This is a genomic window from Pseudomonas congelans (assembly GCF_900103225.1).
GTDB lineage: Bacteria > Pseudomonadota > Gammaproteobacteria > Pseudomonadales > Pseudomonadaceae > Aquipseudomonas > Aquipseudomonas congelans.
This window is the reverse complement of the sequence record NZ_FNJH01000001.1, coordinates 880,857-898,184: the sequence shown is the minus strand read 5'-3', so window position 1 is coordinate 898,184 and position 17,328 is coordinate 880,857. Positions and strand designations below refer to the sequence as shown.

16 protein-coding genes are annotated in these 17,328 nt (G+C 59.8%); 10 read left to right on the top strand and 6 right to left on the bottom strand.

Annotated features, from left to right (window positions below):
- The first annotated feature begins 35 nt into the window (after window positions 1-35).
- The 7 genes from BLR20_RS03920 (at window position 36) to dhaL (ending at window position 7,461) form a co-directional block, all read left to right on the top strand.
- Window positions 36-1,523 carry a sugar ABC transporter ATP-binding protein gene (locus BLR20_RS03920; protein ID WP_054994061.1) on the top strand — a complete coding sequence of 496 codons (1,488 nt, stop codon included), beginning with the start codon at window positions 36-38 and terminating at the stop codon, window positions 1,521-1,523.
- Window positions 1,520-2,497: an ABC transporter permease gene (locus tag BLR20_RS03915; protein ID WP_054994060.1), complete on the top strand. Its 978-nt coding sequence runs from the start codon at window positions 1,520-1,522 to the stop codon at window positions 2,495-2,497. Before BLR20_RS03920 ends, BLR20_RS03915 begins: the two co-directional genes overlap by 4 nt.
- A 43-nt stretch (window positions 2,498-2,540) precedes the next feature.
- The gene (locus BLR20_RS03910; protein WP_054994059.1) at window positions 2,541-3,551 is read left to right on the top strand and encodes a substrate-binding domain-containing protein; all 1,011 of its coding nucleotides are present in this window, start codon (window positions 2,541-2,543) and stop codon (window positions 3,549-3,551) included.
- Between the two features lie 302 nt (window positions 3,552-3,853).
- Window positions 3,854-4,609, top strand: coding sequence for an SDR family oxidoreductase (locus tag BLR20_RS03905; RefSeq protein ID WP_054993608.1), 756 nt, complete (start codon window positions 3,854-3,856; stop codon window positions 4,607-4,609).
- A gap of 28 nt (window positions 4,610-4,637) precedes the next feature.
- On the top strand, window positions 4,638-5,753 hold the full coding sequence (locus BLR20_RS03900) for an MDR/zinc-dependent alcohol dehydrogenase-like family protein (protein WP_054993609.1): 1,116 nt from the start codon (window positions 4,638-4,640) through the stop codon (window positions 5,751-5,753).
- A gap of 40 nt (window positions 5,754-5,793) precedes the next feature.
- A complete protein-coding gene (locus tag BLR20_RS03895) occupies window positions 5,794-6,795 on the top strand; it encodes a dihydroxyacetone kinase subunit DhaK (RefSeq protein ID WP_054993610.1) in 1,002 nt (333 codons plus the stop codon).
- A gap of 3 nt (window positions 6,796-6,798) precedes the next feature.
- On the top strand, window positions 6,799-7,461 hold the full coding sequence (gene dhaL / locus BLR20_RS03890; RefSeq protein WP_054993611.1) for a dihydroxyacetone kinase subunit DhaL: 663 nt from the start codon (window positions 6,799-6,801) through the stop codon (window positions 7,459-7,461).
- Window positions 7,462-7,473: 12 nt separating this feature from the next.
- On the opposite strand, the gene BLR20_RS03885 is transcribed toward dhaL, so the two are convergent.
- Genes BLR20_RS03885 through BLR20_RS03875 form a run of 3 tightly spaced genes read right to left on the bottom strand, consistent with a single transcriptional unit; the run spans window position 7,474 to window position 11,077 of the window.
- A complete protein-coding gene (locus BLR20_RS03885; RefSeq protein ID WP_054993612.1) occupies window positions 7,474-8,559 on the bottom strand; it encodes an aromatic ring-hydroxylating oxygenase subunit alpha in 1,086 nt (361 codons plus the stop codon).
- Window positions 8,544-10,160: a GH3 family acyl-acid amido synthetase gene (locus BLR20_RS03880; protein WP_054993613.1), complete on the bottom strand. Its 1,617-nt coding sequence runs from the start codon at window positions 10,158-10,160 to the stop codon at window positions 8,544-8,546. The genes BLR20_RS03885 and BLR20_RS03880 overlap by 16 nt, the downstream gene beginning before the upstream one ends.
- Complete coding sequence (locus BLR20_RS03875) at window positions 10,160-11,077, bottom strand: fatty acid desaturase family protein (protein WP_010435295.1); 918 nt, start codon at window positions 11,075-11,077, stop codon at window positions 10,160-10,162. Before BLR20_RS03875 ends, BLR20_RS03880 begins: the two co-directional genes overlap by 1 nt.
- Window positions 11,078-11,214: 137 nt before the next feature.
- On the opposite strand from BLR20_RS03875, the gene BLR20_RS03870 reads away from it, so the two are divergent.
- Window positions 11,215-12,081, top strand: coding sequence for a metal-dependent hydrolase (locus BLR20_RS03870; protein WP_010435292.1), 867 nt, complete (start codon window positions 11,215-11,217; stop codon window positions 12,079-12,081).
- 24 nt (window positions 12,082-12,105) lie between these two features.
- Window positions 12,106-13,011 (top strand): hypothetical protein, encoded by a 906-nt coding sequence (locus tag BLR20_RS03865; RefSeq protein ID WP_010435289.1) that lies wholly within the window; start codon window positions 12,106-12,108, stop codon window positions 13,009-13,011.
- Here the strand turns inward: BLR20_RS03865 and BLR20_RS03860 are convergent.
- Entirely contained in the window at window positions 12,999-14,114 is a 1,116-nt protein-coding gene (locus BLR20_RS03860) for a hypothetical protein (protein ID WP_054993614.1), read from the bottom strand. The two genes, BLR20_RS03865 and BLR20_RS03860, sit on opposite strands and share 13 nt — an antisense overlap.
- Window positions 14,108-14,773 (bottom strand): hypothetical protein, encoded by a 666-nt coding sequence (locus tag BLR20_RS03855; RefSeq protein WP_054993615.1) that lies wholly within the window; start codon window positions 14,771-14,773, stop codon window positions 14,108-14,110. Before BLR20_RS03855 ends, BLR20_RS03860 begins: the two co-directional genes overlap by 7 nt.
- A gap of 232 nt (window positions 14,774-15,005) precedes the next feature.
- Here BLR20_RS03855 and BLR20_RS03850 point away from each other — a divergent pair, with 232 nt between their 5' ends.
- Window positions 15,006-16,451, top strand: coding sequence for a fatty acid desaturase (locus BLR20_RS03850; protein WP_054993616.1), 1,446 nt, complete (start codon window positions 15,006-15,008; stop codon window positions 16,449-16,451).
- A 125-nt stretch (window positions 16,452-16,576) separates the two neighbouring features.
- Here BLR20_RS03850 and BLR20_RS03845 read toward each other — a convergent pair whose 3' ends face one another.
- Entirely contained in the window at window positions 16,577-17,317 is a 741-nt protein-coding gene (locus BLR20_RS03845; RefSeq protein ID WP_054993617.1) for a GntR family transcriptional regulator, read from the bottom strand.
- Window positions 17,318-17,328: the final 11 nt, after the last annotated feature.

The following is a 17,328-nucleotide window of genomic DNA, read 5'->3' as shown; positions in this document are numbered from 1 at the left end:
CACCTAATAAGAATTCACAGCACGAGGACACGCCAATGGCCACGCCATTACTGCTCCAGGCTGAACACGTCACCAAGGCTTACGCTGGCATCCCCGCCCTGCGTGACGGGCGTCTCTCATTGCGAGCCGGGAGCGTGCACGCCCTGTGTGGCGGCAATGGTGCGGGCAAGTCCACTTTCCTGAGCATTCTGATGGGCATCACCCAGCGCGATGCCGGGACCATCCTGCTCAATGGTGAGCCAGTGCAGTTCAGCCGTCCCGGCGATGCCCTGGCAGCCGGAATTGCGATGATTACCCAAGAGCTGGAACCCATCCCCTTCATGACCGTCGCCGAGAACATCTGGCTGGGCCGCGAGCCACGCCGGGCCGGGTGCATTGTCGACAGCAAGGAACTGAATCGACGCACACGCGCACTGCTGGACGAGCTGGAATTCGATGTTGACGCCACCAGCCCCATGCATTTGCTGAGTGTGGCGCAGATACAACTGGTGGAAATTGCCAAGGCTTTCAGCCATGACTGTTCGGTGATGATCATGGATGAGCCCACCTCGGCCATCGGCGAGCGTGAGGCGCAAACCCTGTTCAAGGCCATCCGCCGGCTTGCCGCCCGGGGTGCTGGCATCATCTACGTCTCCCACCGCCTCAGCGAGCTGGCGCAGATTGCCGACGATTACAGCATTTTTCGCGACGGCGCCTTTGTCGAAAGCGGACGCATGGCTGATATAGACCGGGCACACCTGGTGCGCGGCATTGTCGGCCAGGAGTTGCAGCGTATCGATCACAAGGTCGGCCGCGAATGCGCGGTCGAATGCTGCCTGAATGTCGAGGGCCTGAGCCGTAACGGCGAATTCGAAGACATCAGCCTGCACGTGCGTCATGGTGAAATTCTTGGCATTTACGGGCTGATGGGCTCGGGTCGCAGCGAGTTCCTCAACTGTCTGTACGGCCTGACCATCCCGGACGCCGGCAGCATCACCCTGCAAGGCAAACCGCTGCCGGTCGGTCTGCCCAAGGCCACCATCCGCGCGGGCGTTTCACTGGTCACCGAAGACCGTAAGGACAGCGGCCTGGTACTCAGTGGCAGCATTCTGTCCAACATCGCGCTGTCGGCTTACCGGCAGTTGTCGAACTGGTCGCTGATCGACGCCCGCAAGGAGCACAAGCTGGCCGAAGACATGGTCAAGCGCCTGCAGATCAAGACCACGTCGCTGGATCTGCCCGTCGCATCGATGAGCGGCGGCAACCAGCAGAAGGTCGTCCTCGCCAAATGCCTGTCGACCAAGCCGGTCTGTCTGCTCTGCGACGAACCGACCCGGGGCATCGACGAAGGCGCCAAGCAGGAGATCTATCACCTGCTGGATCAGTTCGTACGCGCTGGCGGTGCCGCCATCGTGGTCTCTTCGGAAGCGCCGGAACTGTTGCGCCTGAGTGACCGAATCGCCGTGTTCAAGGGTGGCAGGCTGGTGACTATCAGCAGCGATGCCGATCTTTCCCAGGAAGTCCTGTTGAGTCTTGCCTCATGAATGCCAAAACCATTATTGCCCCAGCCTCCGCGTCTCCACGCAGCCGCTTGCGCCTGTCTCTCGACCGTTTCGGCCTGCCGCTGGTGTTCATTCTGTTGTGCCTGGTACTGGCTTTTGCCAGCGAATATTTCATGACCTGGCGCAACTGGATGGACATCCTGCGCCAGACCTCGATCAACGGCATTCTCGCGGTCGGCATGACCTACGTGATCCTGACCAAGGGCATCGACCTTTCTGTCGGCTCGATTCTGGCGTTCGCCGGATTGTGCAGCGCACTGGTCGCGACGCAAGGCCATGGCCTGCTGGCGGCGGTCAGCGCGGGCATGTTTGCCGGCGCCATGCTTGGCGTGGTCAATGGCTTCATGGTCGCCAATCTGTCGATTCCGCCGTTTGTCGCCACGCTGGGCATGCTCAGTATCGCCCGCGGCATGACCTTCATCCTCAACGACGGCAGCCCGGTGACCGACCTGCCCGAAGAATACCTGGCGCTGGGCATCGGCCGGGTCGGCCCGATTGGTGTGCCGATCATTATCTTCGCGGTGGTCGCGCTGATTTTCTGGATGGTCCTGCGCTACACCACCTACGGCCGTTACGTGTACGCCGTCGGCGGCAACGAAAAGAGCGCACGCACCTCCGGTATCGGCGTACGCAAGGTGATGTTTTCGGTGTACGTGGTTTCCGGGCTGCTCGCCGGACTGGCAGGCGTCGTGCTGTCCGCCAGAACCACCTCCGCCCTGCCCCAGGCCGGCATGTCCTACGAACTGGATGCCATCGCAGCAGTGGTTATCGGCGGCACCAGTCTGTCGGGAGGCACCGGCAGCATCGTCGGCACGCTGTTTGGCGCGCTGCTGATCGGGGTGATCAACAACGGCCTGAACCTGCTCGGCGTGTCCTCTTATTACCAGCAGGTCGCCAAGGGCCTGATCATCGTGTTCGCAGTGTTGATTGATGTGTGGCGCAAGAAAAAACGCTAAACCGGCATGAACGACTGACTACAACAATAACGAGGTTCTCATCATGAAATTCGGTACATCCCTGGCCGCTGTCGCGGCGTTCTCCCTGCTCGCCAGCAGTATCTCCATGGCCGCCGATGGCAAGACCTACAAGATCGGCGCGGCGGTTTATGGCCTCAAGGGTCAGTTCATGCAGAACTGGGTGCGTGAGCTCAAGGAGCATCCGGCGGTCAAGGACGGCACCGTGAAAATCACCGTGTTCGACGGTAACTACGATGCGTTGACCCAGAACAATCAGATAGAGACCATGATCACCCAGCACTACGATGCGATCATCTTCGTGCCCATCGACACCAAGGCCGGCGTCGGCACTGTGGCAAGGGCGATGGAAAACGACATTCCGGTGATCGCATCGAACACCCGGGTTGCCGGCAACAAGGTGCCTTACGTCGGCAACGACGATGTCGAGGGCGGTCGCCTGCAGGCACAGGCCATGGTCGACAAGCTCAAGGGCAAAGGCAATGTGGTGATCATCCAGGGGCCGATTGGCCAGTCGGCGCAAATCGATCGGGAAAAAGGCGAACTGGAAATCCTGAGCAAGCACCCGGACATCAAGATCATCGAGAAGAAGACCGCCAACTGGTCAAGGGCCGAAGCCCAGACCCTGACCGAAGACTGGCTCAATGCGCATCAGAACGGCGGCATCTCAGGGATCATTTCGCAGAACGACGACATGGCGCTCGGTGCCCTGCAAGCGGTGAAGTCGCGCAACCTGAAGCCTGCCGATGTGCCGATCACCTCCATCGACGGCATGCCTGACGCCATTCAGGCGGCGAAGAAAAACGAAATAACCACCTTCCTGCAGGACGCCCAGGCCCAATCCCAGGGAGCCCTGGATGTCGCCCTTCGCGCCCTGGCCGGTAAGGATTACAAGCCGCAGTCGGTGATCTGGGAGCGCTACGCCAAGGACGTCAAATGGGGCGACGGCACGGACAAAAACTACATCCTGCCCTGGGTGCCGGTCACCGATGCCAACGCCGATGCGCTGTACAAACAGGTCAGCGGCGGCAAGTAACCGGGGATTATCGCTACCGCGCTCATGGTTACACATAAGTTCTGACACTCGCGATTCTGCCCGCAGGGCGTGGGAGCGAACCGGGCGACGCTTCGCTTGTTCGCGAAGACGGTATTTCAGACGACGCATTTTCGGCGATCGTACGGGCCCTTTCGCGAACAAGTTCGCTCCCACGGCCTTCGGCCAGAATCAACGAAAGAATTGTGTACGAGGCAGCGCGCTCCAGCGTGGTAGCGCCGCTCTGGAAGCGCTGCGTGACGAATCATCAATCAACCAGCGCTACAGCTACAGGAGTCATATTCATGTCTGAATTCTGGAACAAGGCGTTCGATCTCAATGGCCGTTGTGCGGTCATCACCGGCGGCGCAGCGGGGATTGGCTTTGCCTGTGCCAGCCTGCTGGTCGCGCGCGGCGCGCGGGTCGCACTGCTGGACCGCGACCAGGCAGTGGCCGAGGTCGCCGCCGGCCTGGGCAGCGGGCACCTCGGTATTGCGGTAGACCTGCGCCGGGTCGATCAGGTCAACAGTGCCATCGATACCGTCTTCGAGCATTTCAAGCGCATCGACTATCTGGTCAACAGTGCCGGGGTCGCCGTGCTGGACAAGGCTGTCGACGTCAGCGAAGAGGCCTGGGACACGACGCTGGAGATCAACCTCAAGGCCAGTTTCTTCGTCGCCCAGGCCTGCGCGCGACACATGCTCGGTCAAGGCAGCGGACGTATCGTCAACCTGGCCTCGCAGGCCGCGGTCATTGGCCTGGACAGGCACGTCGCCTACTGCGCGAGCAAGGCCGCAGTGGTCGGCATGACCAAAGTGCTGGCCATGGAGTGGGCACCGCATATCAACGTCAACGCCATCTCGCCCACCATCGTCGAGACCGCGCTGGGCAAAAAAGCCTGGGCGGGCGAAGTCGGAGAACGGGCCAAAACGCAGATCCCGGCAGGTCGCTTCGCCCAGCCGGAAGAAATAGCCGGGCTGGCCCTGTACCTGCTCAGCGACGCCGCCAGCATGATCACCGGCGAAAACGTAGTGATCGACGGCGGCTACAGCATCCAGTAATTCATTTTCTGTCGTGAGGTTCATCGTCATGTCCACCGTCACCGAACGTACTGCCGAACAACTTTCACCGGTTATACCGAAAACCATGCAGGCGGTGGTCTGCCACGGTCCGGAAGACTACCGGCTGGAAACCGTGGATGTGCCGACCCCCGGCCCCGACGAAATCCTCACCAAGGTCGAGCTGTGTGGCATCTGCATGGGCGACATCAAGACCTATCGCGGCGCGCCCTCATTCTGGGGCGATGCCGAGCAGCCGCGCTACGTCAAACCACCGATGATTCCAGGCCATGAGTTCGTCTGTCGCGTGGTGGCGCTCGGCCCTGGTGCCGAAAAGCGTGGCGTGCAGATCGGCGACCGGGTGATCTCCGAGCAGATCGTGCCGTGCTGGGGCTGCCGCTTCTGCAACCACGGACAGTACTGGATGTGCCAGAAGCACGACCTTTACGGCTTCCAGAACAACGTGCAGGGGGCCATGGCCCAGTACATGATTTTTACCAAGGAAGGCATCATTCACAAGGTGCCCGATTCGATTGCCCCGGACGAAGCCATTCTCATCGAACCACTGGCCTGCTCGCTGCACGCAGCCGAACGGGCCGATGTCGATTTCGACGACATTGTGGTCGTCGCCGGTGCCGGCACACTGGGCCTCGGGATCATTGGCGCGGTGCGCATGCGTAACCCGAAAAAACTCATCGTTCTCGACATGAAGCCCGAGCGCGCCGCCCTCGCCCTGCGCATGGGTGCCGACGAGGTGTGGAACCCGGCCGAGGTGGACGTGCTGACGAAAATCCGCGAAATAACCGACGGCTACGGTTGCGACATCTATATAGAAGCCACCGGACACCACAAGGCTGTCAATCAGGGCCTGGCGATGCTGCGCAAACTCGGACGCTTTGTGGAGTTCAGTGTATTCAACGATGAGGCCACGGTGGACTGGTCGATCATCGGCGACCGCAAGGAGCTGGACGTGCTCGGCTCTCACCTCGGCCCCTACATGTACCCGCGCGCCATTGATTTTATCGGCAACCGCAAGATCGACATGCGCGACGTCGTCACGCACAAATTCCCCCTGGCGGAGTTCAAGGAGGCGTTTGCCGTCATGGAGCGAGGCGATAAATCATTGAAGGTGGTTCTGGAACCCTGATCCGCCCGATCCTTATAAAAAGAACACAGGAAATCGCGTTATGAACCGAGTGATAAACGATCCGGACCAAGTGGTCGAGGACATGCTGCGCGGCATTCTGGTAGCGCATCCCGAACTGGCGCAAAGTGAAGGTAACCCGCGGGTCATCAGTAAAACCCGACCCTCTGATCAAGGGCGCGTCGGGATCGTCACCGGCGGCGGCTCGGGTCACGAACCGGCCTTTCTCGGCTATGTCGGGCCTGGACTGGTGGATGCTGTAGCGGTCGGCGAGATTTTTTCCTCGCCCACGGCCAAGAGCTTTTTCGACGCTTTCCGCGCGGCCGATCACGGTGCAGGCATAGCCTGCCTTTACGGCAACTACGCGGGCGACAACATGAACGTGAAGCTGGCGATGAAAATGGCCGCCAGCAAAGACCTTCAAGTGCGCACCGTGGTGGCCAACGACGATGTGGCGTCGGCACCGAAAGCCGATATCGCCAAGCGGCGCGGAGTGGCCGGGGAAATTTTCATGTGGAAGGTCGGCGGCGCTGCGGCGGCACAGGGTTACGATCTCGACGGCGTGATCCGCGTCGCGCAGAAGGCCGTGGATCACTGTCGATCCATCGGCATCGGCCTGACGCCCTGCACCATCGCGGCGGTCGGCAAGCCCAACTTTCAGATACCCGACGGCAAAATGGAGCTGGGCATCGGCCACCATGGCGAACCGGGTATCGAAGTCATCGACATCGAGTCTGCGGCGGCGATGGCAGAGCGCATGCTGGCGCCGATTCTGGCCGACCGTGATTTCAGCCTCGACGACAGCGTAGTCGTGCTGGTTTCAGGACTCGGTGCGACGCCGGTGATGGAGCTCTATGTGTTCTACGCCGAAGTGGAGCGCCTGCTCAAGACTCGTGGCTTGAAAATTCATCGCTGCTACGTGGGTAATTACTTCACGTCGCTGGAAATGATGGGGGTCACCCTGACGCTGCTGGGCCTGGACGCCGAACTGAAAACCCTGATCGACCACCCTTGCCGTTCCATCGGCATGACCCAGGCGGAGTGAACCATGAGCGCACATCTTTCTACGCATCTCCCTGCGCAACAGGGCACGCCTATCGTTGCCGACCTGGTGAGCGTGATCGTCTCCAACCGCGAATACCTCAGCGAAGTGGATGGCGCGATCGGTGACGGCGACCATGGCATCAACATGGCCAAGGGCTTCGCCCACTGCGGTCGTACCATTGAAGGCCGCCAACTGAGCCTCGCCGAGGCGCTGGATGAGCTGACCCTCAGCCTGATGGAAGGCATCGGCGGTTCCATGGGCCCACTGTATGGCAGCCTGTTTATCGGCATGGCCGATCAGGTGCGCAACTGCGAGCAGATCGACGCCGCTGCCTTCGCCAGCCTGCTGCGCGGCGGTCTCACCTCGCTGCAGGACATCACCGAAGCCGGAGTCGGCGACAAATGCCTGATGGATACCCTGATTCCGGCCGTCGAAGCCTTCGAGCAGGCCCACGCCCGGGGTGAATCATTCAGCGCAGCCCTCGATGCGATGAAAAGCGCAGCATCACAAGGGCGCGATTCAACCCGTGATCTGGTGGCGAAGATAGGCCGGGCGAGTCGCCTGGGCGAACGTTCGCTCGGCGTACTGGATGCAGGCGCGGTGTCGTGCTGCCTGATACTGACGCAACTGGCGGATTCAGTGCAGCCGAGGCTGAAAGACAGTTGAAGCACTGCGTCATCAAAGCTCGAATCGAATCCGCCGCTCGCGGCGCTGTGCTTCCGGCAGCGCCTCGCCGCGCCGGACCGCAGCAAGCAGTTGCTCGACGCCCACATGGATCGCATCGGCAGGCACATTGCACGGTTTGAAACCAGCCGCGTTGTCGAGCCCTTCGCGATGCGCCCGAATGATTTTGACGTCCTGCTGAATCACGATGTGCGTGTACAGATGGATGAAAGGACGCAATATCCTCAGCACCCAGGCCGGCATCGGAAAACGATAGGCAATGTAGGTGTAGACGCGCGACTGGCGATCATCGACAGGCGTGATCTGACTCACTATCAGGAAGCCTGAGCGTGCCCCCCAGAGGTAGTCACAAAACGTCACATTAGGCGCCAGAAAACGATCCGTATGCACGAGCGGCTCGGCGTCCGGGTTGGTCAACCATTGCATCATTCCGATCTCGTCGACTTCGTCGTGATAGACAACCTCGATGCTCTGCGCCTTGCAGGAGAGCGTCGCTTCCATGGCTCGACCGCTGCTCGAGCGAAAAATACCCTCGTGAACGAATACCGTGTGCGGCACGTCCAGAAAGTTCTGCACCAGACTGCCGACATCGGCATCGAAGGTGTTGATCATGAAATATGATTGCCACGGGCGTTCGCCATAGGCAGGCAGCCGGAAAATAGGTGTTTCGCGAGCATCGCGCATGCCGGTGTAAACCCAGACCAGGCCATCCTGTTCGCAGACGGCGAAATGGCGCTGTCTGTAACGATACTCAGGCGACTTCGCTGCGCCCTGCCTGGCGTCTACGCTGGGAATTTGCACCACCTGACCGTTCGCGTCATAGCGCCAGCCATGATATGGGCATACCAGACAATCATCGGTGATTTTGCCAGCTGACAGTCTCGTGCCACGATGCACACACTGGTCCAGCAGCGCAGCCGGCTGCCCGTTACGCTGACGAAACAGAACGATATTCAGGTTGAGTATCTTGGTCTGGTATGGCTTGCCTTTGCGCAACTGCTTCTGCGTGCATGCCACATACCACTGCTCAAGCGTGCCGTCGTCATGGCTATCGGTTTCACTGATCAAGGTTGCGGGCATTCAGATTCTTCCGTGATTGCAAGGAGCGCTTCAGCCGTGTCCAGACGGCTGATCAATGCACGTGGCTTGACGTCGCCCGCGCGAATGCCGGTCGATTCTGCAGCGCGCTGCAGCATTTCTGCGAGTTTTTGCGCCCCTCCACATACAAAACGCATACGCACCGGGCCCAACTGACCCAGCGTGCGCGCATGTGCATAGTGAAAGGAGTGCTGCAAGGCCATTTCAATATCGTTGGCCAACGCATTGCGGCAAATGCTTGCCAGTGTCGTCGTTGATGTACACAACAGCAGCACATAATGCGGCAGTGTGCTGTTGGCGTCGGGTATGAGGCATGCGCTGTCGGCTACGCCTATGCATTGCGCAAGAGCTCGCTCGACCAGTTGCTCATCGAGCTTCTCGCCCACAAGGTCACAGGCGCCGGCGCAGCGCCCGACAAACTCCACCCGCGGCGTCCCGGCGAGCTTACCGACTACGCGCACCTGATCACCCAGTGCATACCGGTAAAGACCTGCACCGGTGGTCAGCAGCACTTGCGCGGTTTCACCCATGCGAAGGGAGTGAGCTTCTTTTGGCAGCTGGTCTTCACCAATGAACTCCAGATAATGACTGCCTATCGCCAACGGGCAGCCAGGCCCTTCGCCAAACGGGAGGCTGACCACGCCTTCGGTCGCGAACAATCCTTTGGGTAACCAGCGTGCCTGAGGGAAACGCGCAGCCAGTTGCTGGGCGTATACGCGACTCGGCCCGTCCATCCAGCAACTTACCGCCGCCAGACGAGGCCACAACTCGGTGAATACTCCGTGAATACGGGCGTGACGCAAGGCTTTCTGGCGAGTTGCCGGCAACCTTTCTTCGAGCCAGGCAACTATCTGCCGACTTTCAGGCGATTCAGTGTCGAGCAGTGGCTGTAGCAGGCTGGTCAGAAACGTCGGGCTCCACACGCTGATAAAGCTCAACCCGGCATCTGCAATCAGGGCGAGCAGCGTTCGCCTGCGCCAGTGCGCCACGTCGCTGGCCAGTTCAGGAATCAGCAATGTGCCGGCCAGCCCGGCGATTGCACTGCCTTGCAGATATTGCAAATCGCTGACACTGCCGATCGGTATGCCATTGGCCGTCATTGCCGGCTGCTGCAAGGGAGGCGACATGGACCAATACCCGCTGCCATGGCTGATTTCCGGGACCTGTCGGTACATGTCCGCCAGCCACACCGTCAGGGAACCCTGCAATTGGCCAAGAAATTGCTGCGTATAGGGGATGTGTTTCTGCAGTGCACTATTGCCACTGCTGCGCTCGAAGAACAACGGCGGACTGGCGGTCAGTATCGGCCCTTGTTCATGCTGCGCACGCTCGATCCAGGGTTGCAGCTGGGCATAGGTATGTATCGGTATCCGCTGGCGAAACTCTGCGGCATCGCGGATTCCGGCAAAATCATGGGCTTGTCCGAAGGCGCAGTCACGGTTGGCCGACAGCATACGCAGCAGTAAACGCTGCTGAGATTGCTCGGGTTGCTCGAACAGACTCTGCCAGTGATCGAGCGTGGCGTGAGCACTGTCCATGAACGAACGCCACAAGGCCATTTTCACATCATCACCCGCCTGCATCAAAAGTAGGTTTTGTCGAGCTGGGTCAGGTCATCGGGCAGTCGCTGCGGAGGCATGAACACTTGCAGCCAGCCGAACCATAGCGGTCGGGTTTCCTTCGGGTTGGATGCCGCATGCATATGCTGCCAATGCATCTGTGAATGGCGGTGATGAGTCAGGTTGTAATTGAAATTGAGGAATGCCCAGCGGACTACGCGCGGCGCGCGCATGTTGTAGGCACCTTCAACGACATCTATCGGGGTGCGCATGTGATAGACCCATTGCAGCGATGACCAGGAAAAACCGAATGCAATATAAGCAATCAGTACCACTTCCCAGGACCAGCCAAACAGGTAGGCACAAATCAGCCAGACGGCAAGGCCTGTGATGACTTCCTTGCGGATACGCCGAAAGTCGCTGATCGAGAAATCCTTGAATGCCGCTGCGTAAGTGTTGACCTCACCGCTCCGCGACCATCGATCCGCTATACGTGGCGGCAGCAAAGGCAGCAGCAGGCTGCCGACGAACGCCGCCAGCCAGATACCGCCGAGTACCGCAAAGTAGTATTCCAGCCGTTTACGCAGCAGGGACTCACCCGGCATCGCGAAATCGGCAAGCTCGGCACGTGTACGGTTTCGCGAGTGGTGCCCGAGGTGATTGATGTGGATCAGCGTCGCGGACGCCCCGAACAGGGTCGAGGCCCACCACATCATCAGGTAATTGACTGTTTTGTCGCTGTGCGCAAGGCTGTGAAATGCCTCGTGCATCATCGAGAAGACACCCTGCATGACCAGACAGAACGGAATCAGGATCAGCCATTTCCATGGACCTGCGCCGGTCTCGGACAGCCAGGTAAGCGTAGCGCTCCAAAGCAGCGTCTGAAGCGCCAGCACAGCCAGGTTGGCATTGTCGAAACGGCGTGCCGGGTAAATATCCATATATAACTGCGCCTGAATGACCACATTCGAAAGCCCGGAAGTATACCTGCCCGAGCGCCAGTATGGTTATTCGGCAGTTTCAAGACTGCCGGAGTCTGGCACACTATGCACCTTGATATCACGGTAAGCCGAGCACCATGTCGTTCTTCAAACGCATCCTGTCCAGACGCTCGGCGACCATGCTCTCCCCGCAGGCAATCCCGCATCGTTCAATACGCTTTACCTTCGATGACAGTATCCCGCGCTACTGGCATGACGGCCGGACGCACACCACGCGTTTTTTCGATTGCCTGTCGTTCATGTTTCCCCAGGGAGAAAAAATCTTCATCGAGAGTGTGGTGCACTTTCGCCACAAGATCGACAAAGGCAGCGCTCTGGAGAAGGCCGTCGACGATTTCGTCTATCAGGAAGCGTCGCACATCCGCGAGCATCGCGCCTATAACCTGCTTCTGGGCGCACAAGGCGCGCCGGTCGAAAAACTGGAACGCATGTTGTTGCGGCGTAGAAAGGAAAGCGAGCGATTACCGGCCAGCTTTCGTCTGGCACTGACGGCCAGCCTTGAACACATCACCGCAATACTGTCCGAGCAGATTTTGCGAAACCCGGCATTCATGGCGGGCGCCGACCCGACGATGGCTCGCCTGTGGCGCTGGCACGCAATGGAGGAGATCGAACACAAGGCTGTGGCCTATGATGTGCTGTGCAAGGTAGAACGTAACCCGCTAAGGCGTTACCTGCTTCGTTGGGTGGCGATGACGAGCCTTTCGGTGTACTTCACTTTCGACCTTACTTACTTCACCTATCACCTCGTGCGCGGGGACCGGCAACACCGCAACTGGCGAGAATGGCTGCGCCTGCAGTGGTGGCTGTTCGTCAATCCCGGCCTGCTTTCGCGCATCGTGCCTGCCGGGCTGTTCTGGTTCGTCCCAGGCTTCCATCCCGACCGAATCGACACACGCGAGCTGCTAGACAACGCTCGCCAGGCACTTGATGAACAGCGCTGAACGCAGCTTTCGGGGCCGGCTCGCATGAATACCATCTGGACACCTGATGGCTTCGAGCAGTGGCAAAGACATTTCCCGGCTACTGCTTTCGTACGTCACTCTGCAGAGCTGGACTGGACCGATCTGTTCCTGCAGCGCTGGCAAACGCCCTTGCCCGCCCTGCCAAAGGACACGCTGGTCGTGCTGGTTGCAGGCCTTTACTCGGAATTCATCCTCTACTGCAATCGCGCCTGTGCCCGGTCCCTGACCTCCGCGGGCCACGATGTCATGCGCATGCCGGTGCGCTCCTCGCGCGGTGTGATTGCGCAAGGCAGGCACATTGCGACTATGCTCGACAGCCGACTCAAGCCAGGGCAGCGTTTTGTGGTGCTGGCCCATAGCAAGGGTGGCCTGGATACGCTGGCGGCGCTGTCACATAACAAGCACCTGCTCGACGCCTGTGACGGCATCGCTCTGGTACAGCCGCCCGCCGGACCATCGCCGATCATCGATGAGTTGCTGAGCCACGGCGCCGCTAATGCTGGCCAAGGTTATCGAATGGACAGGTTCCGCCAGGCGATGATCAACAGCGCACCGCTGGCCGAGGGCACCCGAGACATCAGCAGCAGCCGCGACCCACAGGTTGCCAAAATGCTCTCCACCCTGCCCGACACCCTGCACTGTCTACATGTCGTCAGTTGGTCCGCTGCGCGGCGCTCACACTTCGATACTCACCATCAGCGCCTGAATGCCTTGCGTCCCGGGCATGCGCATGACGGTCAGTTCTACATGGAACACCTGGCATTGCCAGGCGTCCCGCAGATCTGCCTGCCGGATCTGGATCATGGTCAGCCGATACTGGGCGGCGCCGGCTTTGACCCGGCGAGATTCTGGCGGACACTGCTCGACGTGCTGCACCAGACACGTGCGCCAGAACGCTACACCAGATAGATTTCGAAGCCCGGAATACTCGCCTCACAAGCCTCTGTAAACTCGACTGCGTGGCTGCCGCAGGGTGCGGTGTAAAGATCCATTGGTAAGGAAAAGGCGTGATAACGATGCATTGCCTTCCACAGCGGGTCTTGGTCGTACAGGCATAATTGCATCAGCGAGTAGTCCTTGCGCACCTGCTTCCAGGCAACATCCAGCAGTGCACAAAACACCTCTGGGTCACGATGGCGAACCTGCAGGTGGGTCAGGTAGATATCCCGTAGTGCCTGGCCAGGCGCGGCGATCCCCGGTCGGCCTGCCAAAGGTGCGAACGCATTGTAGCCAAGGCGCACTAACTGCTGCGTAAAGGGCATTTGTTCGACGACGATGCGTTTTATCTTCCCGGCGTCCCAGGGCGCTACGCAGCCGAGCAGGTTGTCGCGGTCATCGACAGCCAGCAGAAAAGAGTCAATGCCGAAATTCGGCCACTGGCTGAGTCTGCGCTCAAATTCCGCCTCGCTGAACACGCAGCCGAACGATTGCCGGGACGATTCGCTGTCGAGAAACGCCCTCAACGCATCCAGATATCGGGGGGATGCCCGTACAATTCTCACCTTGGCGCTCGTGCGGGGAACGCTACTCAAGCCTCGCTGACCGTAAACCGAGACATTACTGTAGCCACGCCAGTGTGCGAATTTCAGCGGGTTTGCTCGTCGTCGCCCCAGCAGAGACTGGGTCGCCAGAGCGTTATTGCGGATGATGCAGCAATAGGCATGCTGTGCGCCTGTTTCACGGGAAAGATCTGCCAGACGTGCCTGCACCTCGGACATCCATGACCGGGACAGCCTGCGATCGGGCGTCAGTCGCAGATCGCCCAGATACGCGACCGGCTCGATACCACCGTGGAGGTAGCCATCACGTACCACCAGACTGGCCGAGCCGCGTAGTTCACCTTCCGGCCCTTCGGCGATCCAGGTTCGCTGATCGCTGGCATGACAGCGATGCAGGGCGAAGTAGTCCGGGCTACGATCAAAACGCAGCGGCATGCTCCCGCGCATCGTGTGCCGCCGTTGAAAGTCGAGAAGTTGCGAATTGTCCGCCGCACCGGCCTGACGAATCAGCACGTCGAATACTGCTCCGTTATAAACAGCCGTCGAGCCAGCGGTCGCAGGTTTTCGGGGGTAAGACGACACAGGCAAACCAGTTCGTCGCCCTCGGCGTAACCAGGGTTCTTTTGCAGGAAGTACTCGACTTCCGGCAGCTTTGCGTGATTTTCCGAGATCAGTGCAAGCTCCGCGCTGAGGCGCCCCTGCGGCGTCTTGAATGACAGCACGCCGGTGGCCGGGTCGTAGGCATCGCCAAAACGCGTATGTGCCAGGTGATCCATCAAGGCCTGGACACGAGGCGCTGTCGAATGACCCGCACGCGGAGCGTAATCCAGTACCATTGCCCGCAGATAGCGATAGGTTCGATGCCCCTTGCAGATCAGAAACCAGTAAAGGGGAACATCGGGAGCCTGACGCCACAGGTCGCCCACCAGTCGTGACCAGGCGAAGGCGAGTTGCTGGCTGCCCCAGTGTTCAGGGGTGATGATAGTGTCACCGGAAAAAATGAATTTGCAGGGCTGGTTGTCCCAGCTCATTTCAAACAGTTTCAGCGTCGTGAAGCCCATGATCGTGTCATGGGTGTCACGCAGAACGACACAATGCGTTTTGTCATCCAGATCCTGCTCGAATCGAACCCGGCAGGTATCCTGATAGCAGGCAGAATAAATCTCGAACATCCGATCGATATCGACTGATCGTAAATCGGGGCGCCCAACGGCGGTCGCGCACAAACTCATGGAGGCCTTCGATGTATGGAAACACAATGACCGGATTCTGAATTGCCGGGCCGCCGAGGGCAATCAGTCTCTCGGCACAATGTCCCGATTCTTCTGCAATCATCGCTGCGCACAGTCTGGCCCGCCCGGGTGTTCGCTTGTGCACGTAACGAATGAACCAGGCTTCGCACCCATGCATCCTCATCAATGCGCCACGTCCAGTACTGATCGTCCCGTCACGTGGCTGTTGGCCTACCTGCTGGTCACCGGCCTGCTGTACTTTCTGGTGACACACGTTCCAATGGGCCCAGCAAGGCTCGTCGAGCCAGGCATCGTAGACGCTCATATACCCTTGCTGCCGTTCACGGTGCCGCTGTATCTCAGCTATACGCTGGTGATGCCGGTGCTTGTGTACATGGGGCGTCAGTCCTCGTGGCTGCTGCCGGTGTTTTTCGCCGGCGCCCTGGCCGCCGGGCTGTGCCTGGTCAGCCACCTGTTCTGGCCGACCATGATCCTGCGTCCTGAAAGCGGTTCCGCGTGGCTCGACTGGCTGTACCGGCTCGATGCGCCACTGGCGGCATCACCCAGCGGGCATGTGGCGTTACCCGTTGCAATCAGCATCGTCATGGGCGGTTTGCGGCTGAGATCGGCCTGGGTATTTGCCCTCTGGAGCGCAGTGCTCATGCTGACGGTGATGACCACCGGGCAGCATGTTTTCACCGACATGGCCTCTGGCGTGTTCATCGGCCTCGCCTGCGGCCTGACGACCTTGGTACTCAGGCGCTGTGCGGTGGACATGCGCACCCTATCGGCTCTGCTGCTCGAATGGCTGTGCATACTGGTCACGATTCGTGTCGCGATTTACCTCGCAGACTGGCGCTTTTATCTGCTGGCCGTGCTCATCGTGGCAGCAAGGCAGCACGCGTTGTTCGTGCTGTATCACGATGCAACCCATTACCACCTGACTCGACAGCGCAGTACTAACGACTTCCTGATCAACCTGGCGATCGGTGTTCCGGGCCTGGTGCCGATCGAATTCTACCGCCCCCTGCACCTGGACCATCACCAGCACGCGGGTACCGAACAGGACCCGGAACGACGCTTCCTCTATTACCGCCAGCCCTGGCAGTTCCGACCGTTAACCGCGAAGCTGCTGGCCAGGCAACTGCTGGGAGACTTGCTGCTGGTCAATACGCTGCGCAACATTGCCGCCTACAAGGGCGCAGGGGGGAAACCGCCAGCGATCACTCACCCACTGATTGCGGCAGCGTTGGTCTGGCTGCTGATTGTCGCCGCACTCATCTGGCAATGCTCGGCGCAAACGCTCGGTTTTGTGGCCATGCTGTGGTTCCTGCCTCTGGTTACGGTCGGCACCCTGCTGCAGAAAATTCGCAGCATGGCCGAGCACAGCGGCGGCCCCGGCGTTACACCTGGCTGGCAAGAATGGACATACGCCTGGCGCGTCGGCTGGCTGGGGCGGTTTTTCATCTGGCCCTACAACATCAACCTGCATTTACAGCATCACCGAACCGCCAGCATACCGTGGCATGCCCTGCCCGCTGCAGTTCGAACCGAGGAGCGACTCATGGCATCCCGCTCGCTCGCCTCGCTGCTTTGGTCGAGGCTCAAGCAGAAATAATGATACCTGTGCGATGCGGTCCCAGAATAGTCATTCGCCATTATTGGCCGCGCGGTGGTCACCGACCCTTGCCGGCTTCCACCTCTACTACCCGAGCAGACACCGCGCAGCTCCGCAACAACCGTTCACTGCGCCTGCGCACGCAACCTGGCGGGCTCGCCGTTCTTCTCGGCGTAATGGCGCGCGCGCCGTAATACATGTTGGGTAGCTCTGCGCGCCTCCTCCTTGTTGAGTTCGACATGTGCTTCCAGCAATTGCTGAGCCTGTCGCGGCCGACGTTGCAGGAGGGCCTTGAGAATGCTGCCGTGCTCTTCGTATGTTGCATCGACTCTGGAGGCGCTGAATTCGAGACGCCGGATGGTTCGGGTCTTCTCGGTGACCTCGTAATGCAGCCTGGCCATTTCCCGGTTACCCACGGCCTCGACCAACGCGCAATGGAACCGTTCGCCCAGCCCGGCGAGGATATCGGTGTCCCTCAATCGCTCGTTTTTCGGCACCAGCCAGGTACTTATGAGTTCGTCGATCAGCGGCTCGACGCTCAGGTCCATCAAGCCCAGCCTGGCGAGCGCCGCCAGCTCGAGCACCACCCGAACGTCATACAGCTCCTCGAAGTGACGAGGGTCGAAGGGCCGTACCTGCCAGCCGCTTCGGTAATAAACCTCAACATACCCTTCCTGCTCCAGCCGGAACAATGCCTGCCTGACCGGTGTACGACTGGCCTGAACGCGTTCGGCCACTTCACCTTCAGTAAATCGCTCGCCGGGTAACAGACGAAATTCGGAAATGTCTTCTTTGATCCGGGCGTAAATCCGCTCGGCTATGTTTTCCGGGCGTTCTTTCGACTTTTTGGCACATGCTGTCTGCATGGATGATTCGT

Bases quoted from the DNA above. Each gene is read 5' to 3' on its own strand.
- BLR20_RS03905 (WP_054993608.1), top strand. From the start codon at position 3,854: ATGTCTGAATTCTGGAACAAGGCGTTCGATCTCAATGGCCGTTGTGCG.
- BLR20_RS03885 (WP_054993612.1), bottom strand. From the start codon at position 8,559: ATGCCCGCAACCTTGATCAGTGAAACCGATAGCCATGACGACGGCACG.
- BLR20_RS03850 (WP_054993616.1), top strand. From the start codon at position 15,006: ATGCATCCTCATCAATGCGCCACGTCCAGTACTGATCGTCCCGTCACG.
- BLR20_RS03875 (WP_010435295.1), bottom strand. From the start codon at position 11,077: ATGGATATTTACCCGGCACGCCGTTTCGACAATGCCAACCTGGCTGTG.
- BLR20_RS03880 (WP_054993613.1), bottom strand. From the start codon at position 10,160: ATGCAGGCGGGTGATGATGTGAAAATGGCCTTGTGGCGTTCGTTCATG.
- BLR20_RS03920 (WP_054994061.1), top strand. From the start codon at position 36: ATGGCCACGCCATTACTGCTCCAGGCTGAACACGTCACCAAGGCTTAC.
- BLR20_RS03855 (WP_054993615.1), bottom strand. From the start codon at position 14,773: ATGTTCGAGATTTATTCTGCCTGCTATCAGGATACCTGCCGGGTTCGA.
- dhaL (WP_054993611.1), top strand. From the start codon at position 6,799: ATGAGCGCACATCTTTCTACGCATCTCCCTGCGCAACAGGGCACGCCT.
- BLR20_RS03870 (WP_010435292.1), top strand. From the start codon at position 11,215: ATGTCGTTCTTCAAACGCATCCTGTCCAGACGCTCGGCGACCATGCTC.
- BLR20_RS03845 (WP_054993617.1), bottom strand. From the start codon at position 17,317: ATGCAGACAGCATGTGCCAAAAAGTCGAAAGAACGCCCGGAAAACATA.
- BLR20_RS03910 (WP_054994059.1), top strand. From the start codon at position 2,541: ATGAAATTCGGTACATCCCTGGCCGCTGTCGCGGCGTTCTCCCTGCTC.
- BLR20_RS03865 (WP_010435289.1), top strand. From the start codon at position 12,106: ATGAATACCATCTGGACACCTGATGGCTTCGAGCAGTGGCAAAGACAT.
- BLR20_RS03895 (WP_054993610.1), top strand. From the start codon at position 5,794: ATGAACCGAGTGATAAACGATCCGGACCAAGTGGTCGAGGACATGCTG.
- BLR20_RS03915 (WP_054994060.1), top strand. From the start codon at position 1,520: ATGAATGCCAAAACCATTATTGCCCCAGCCTCCGCGTCTCCACGCAGC.
- BLR20_RS03900 (WP_054993609.1), top strand. From the start codon at position 4,638: ATGTCCACCGTCACCGAACGTACTGCCGAACAACTTTCACCGGTTATA.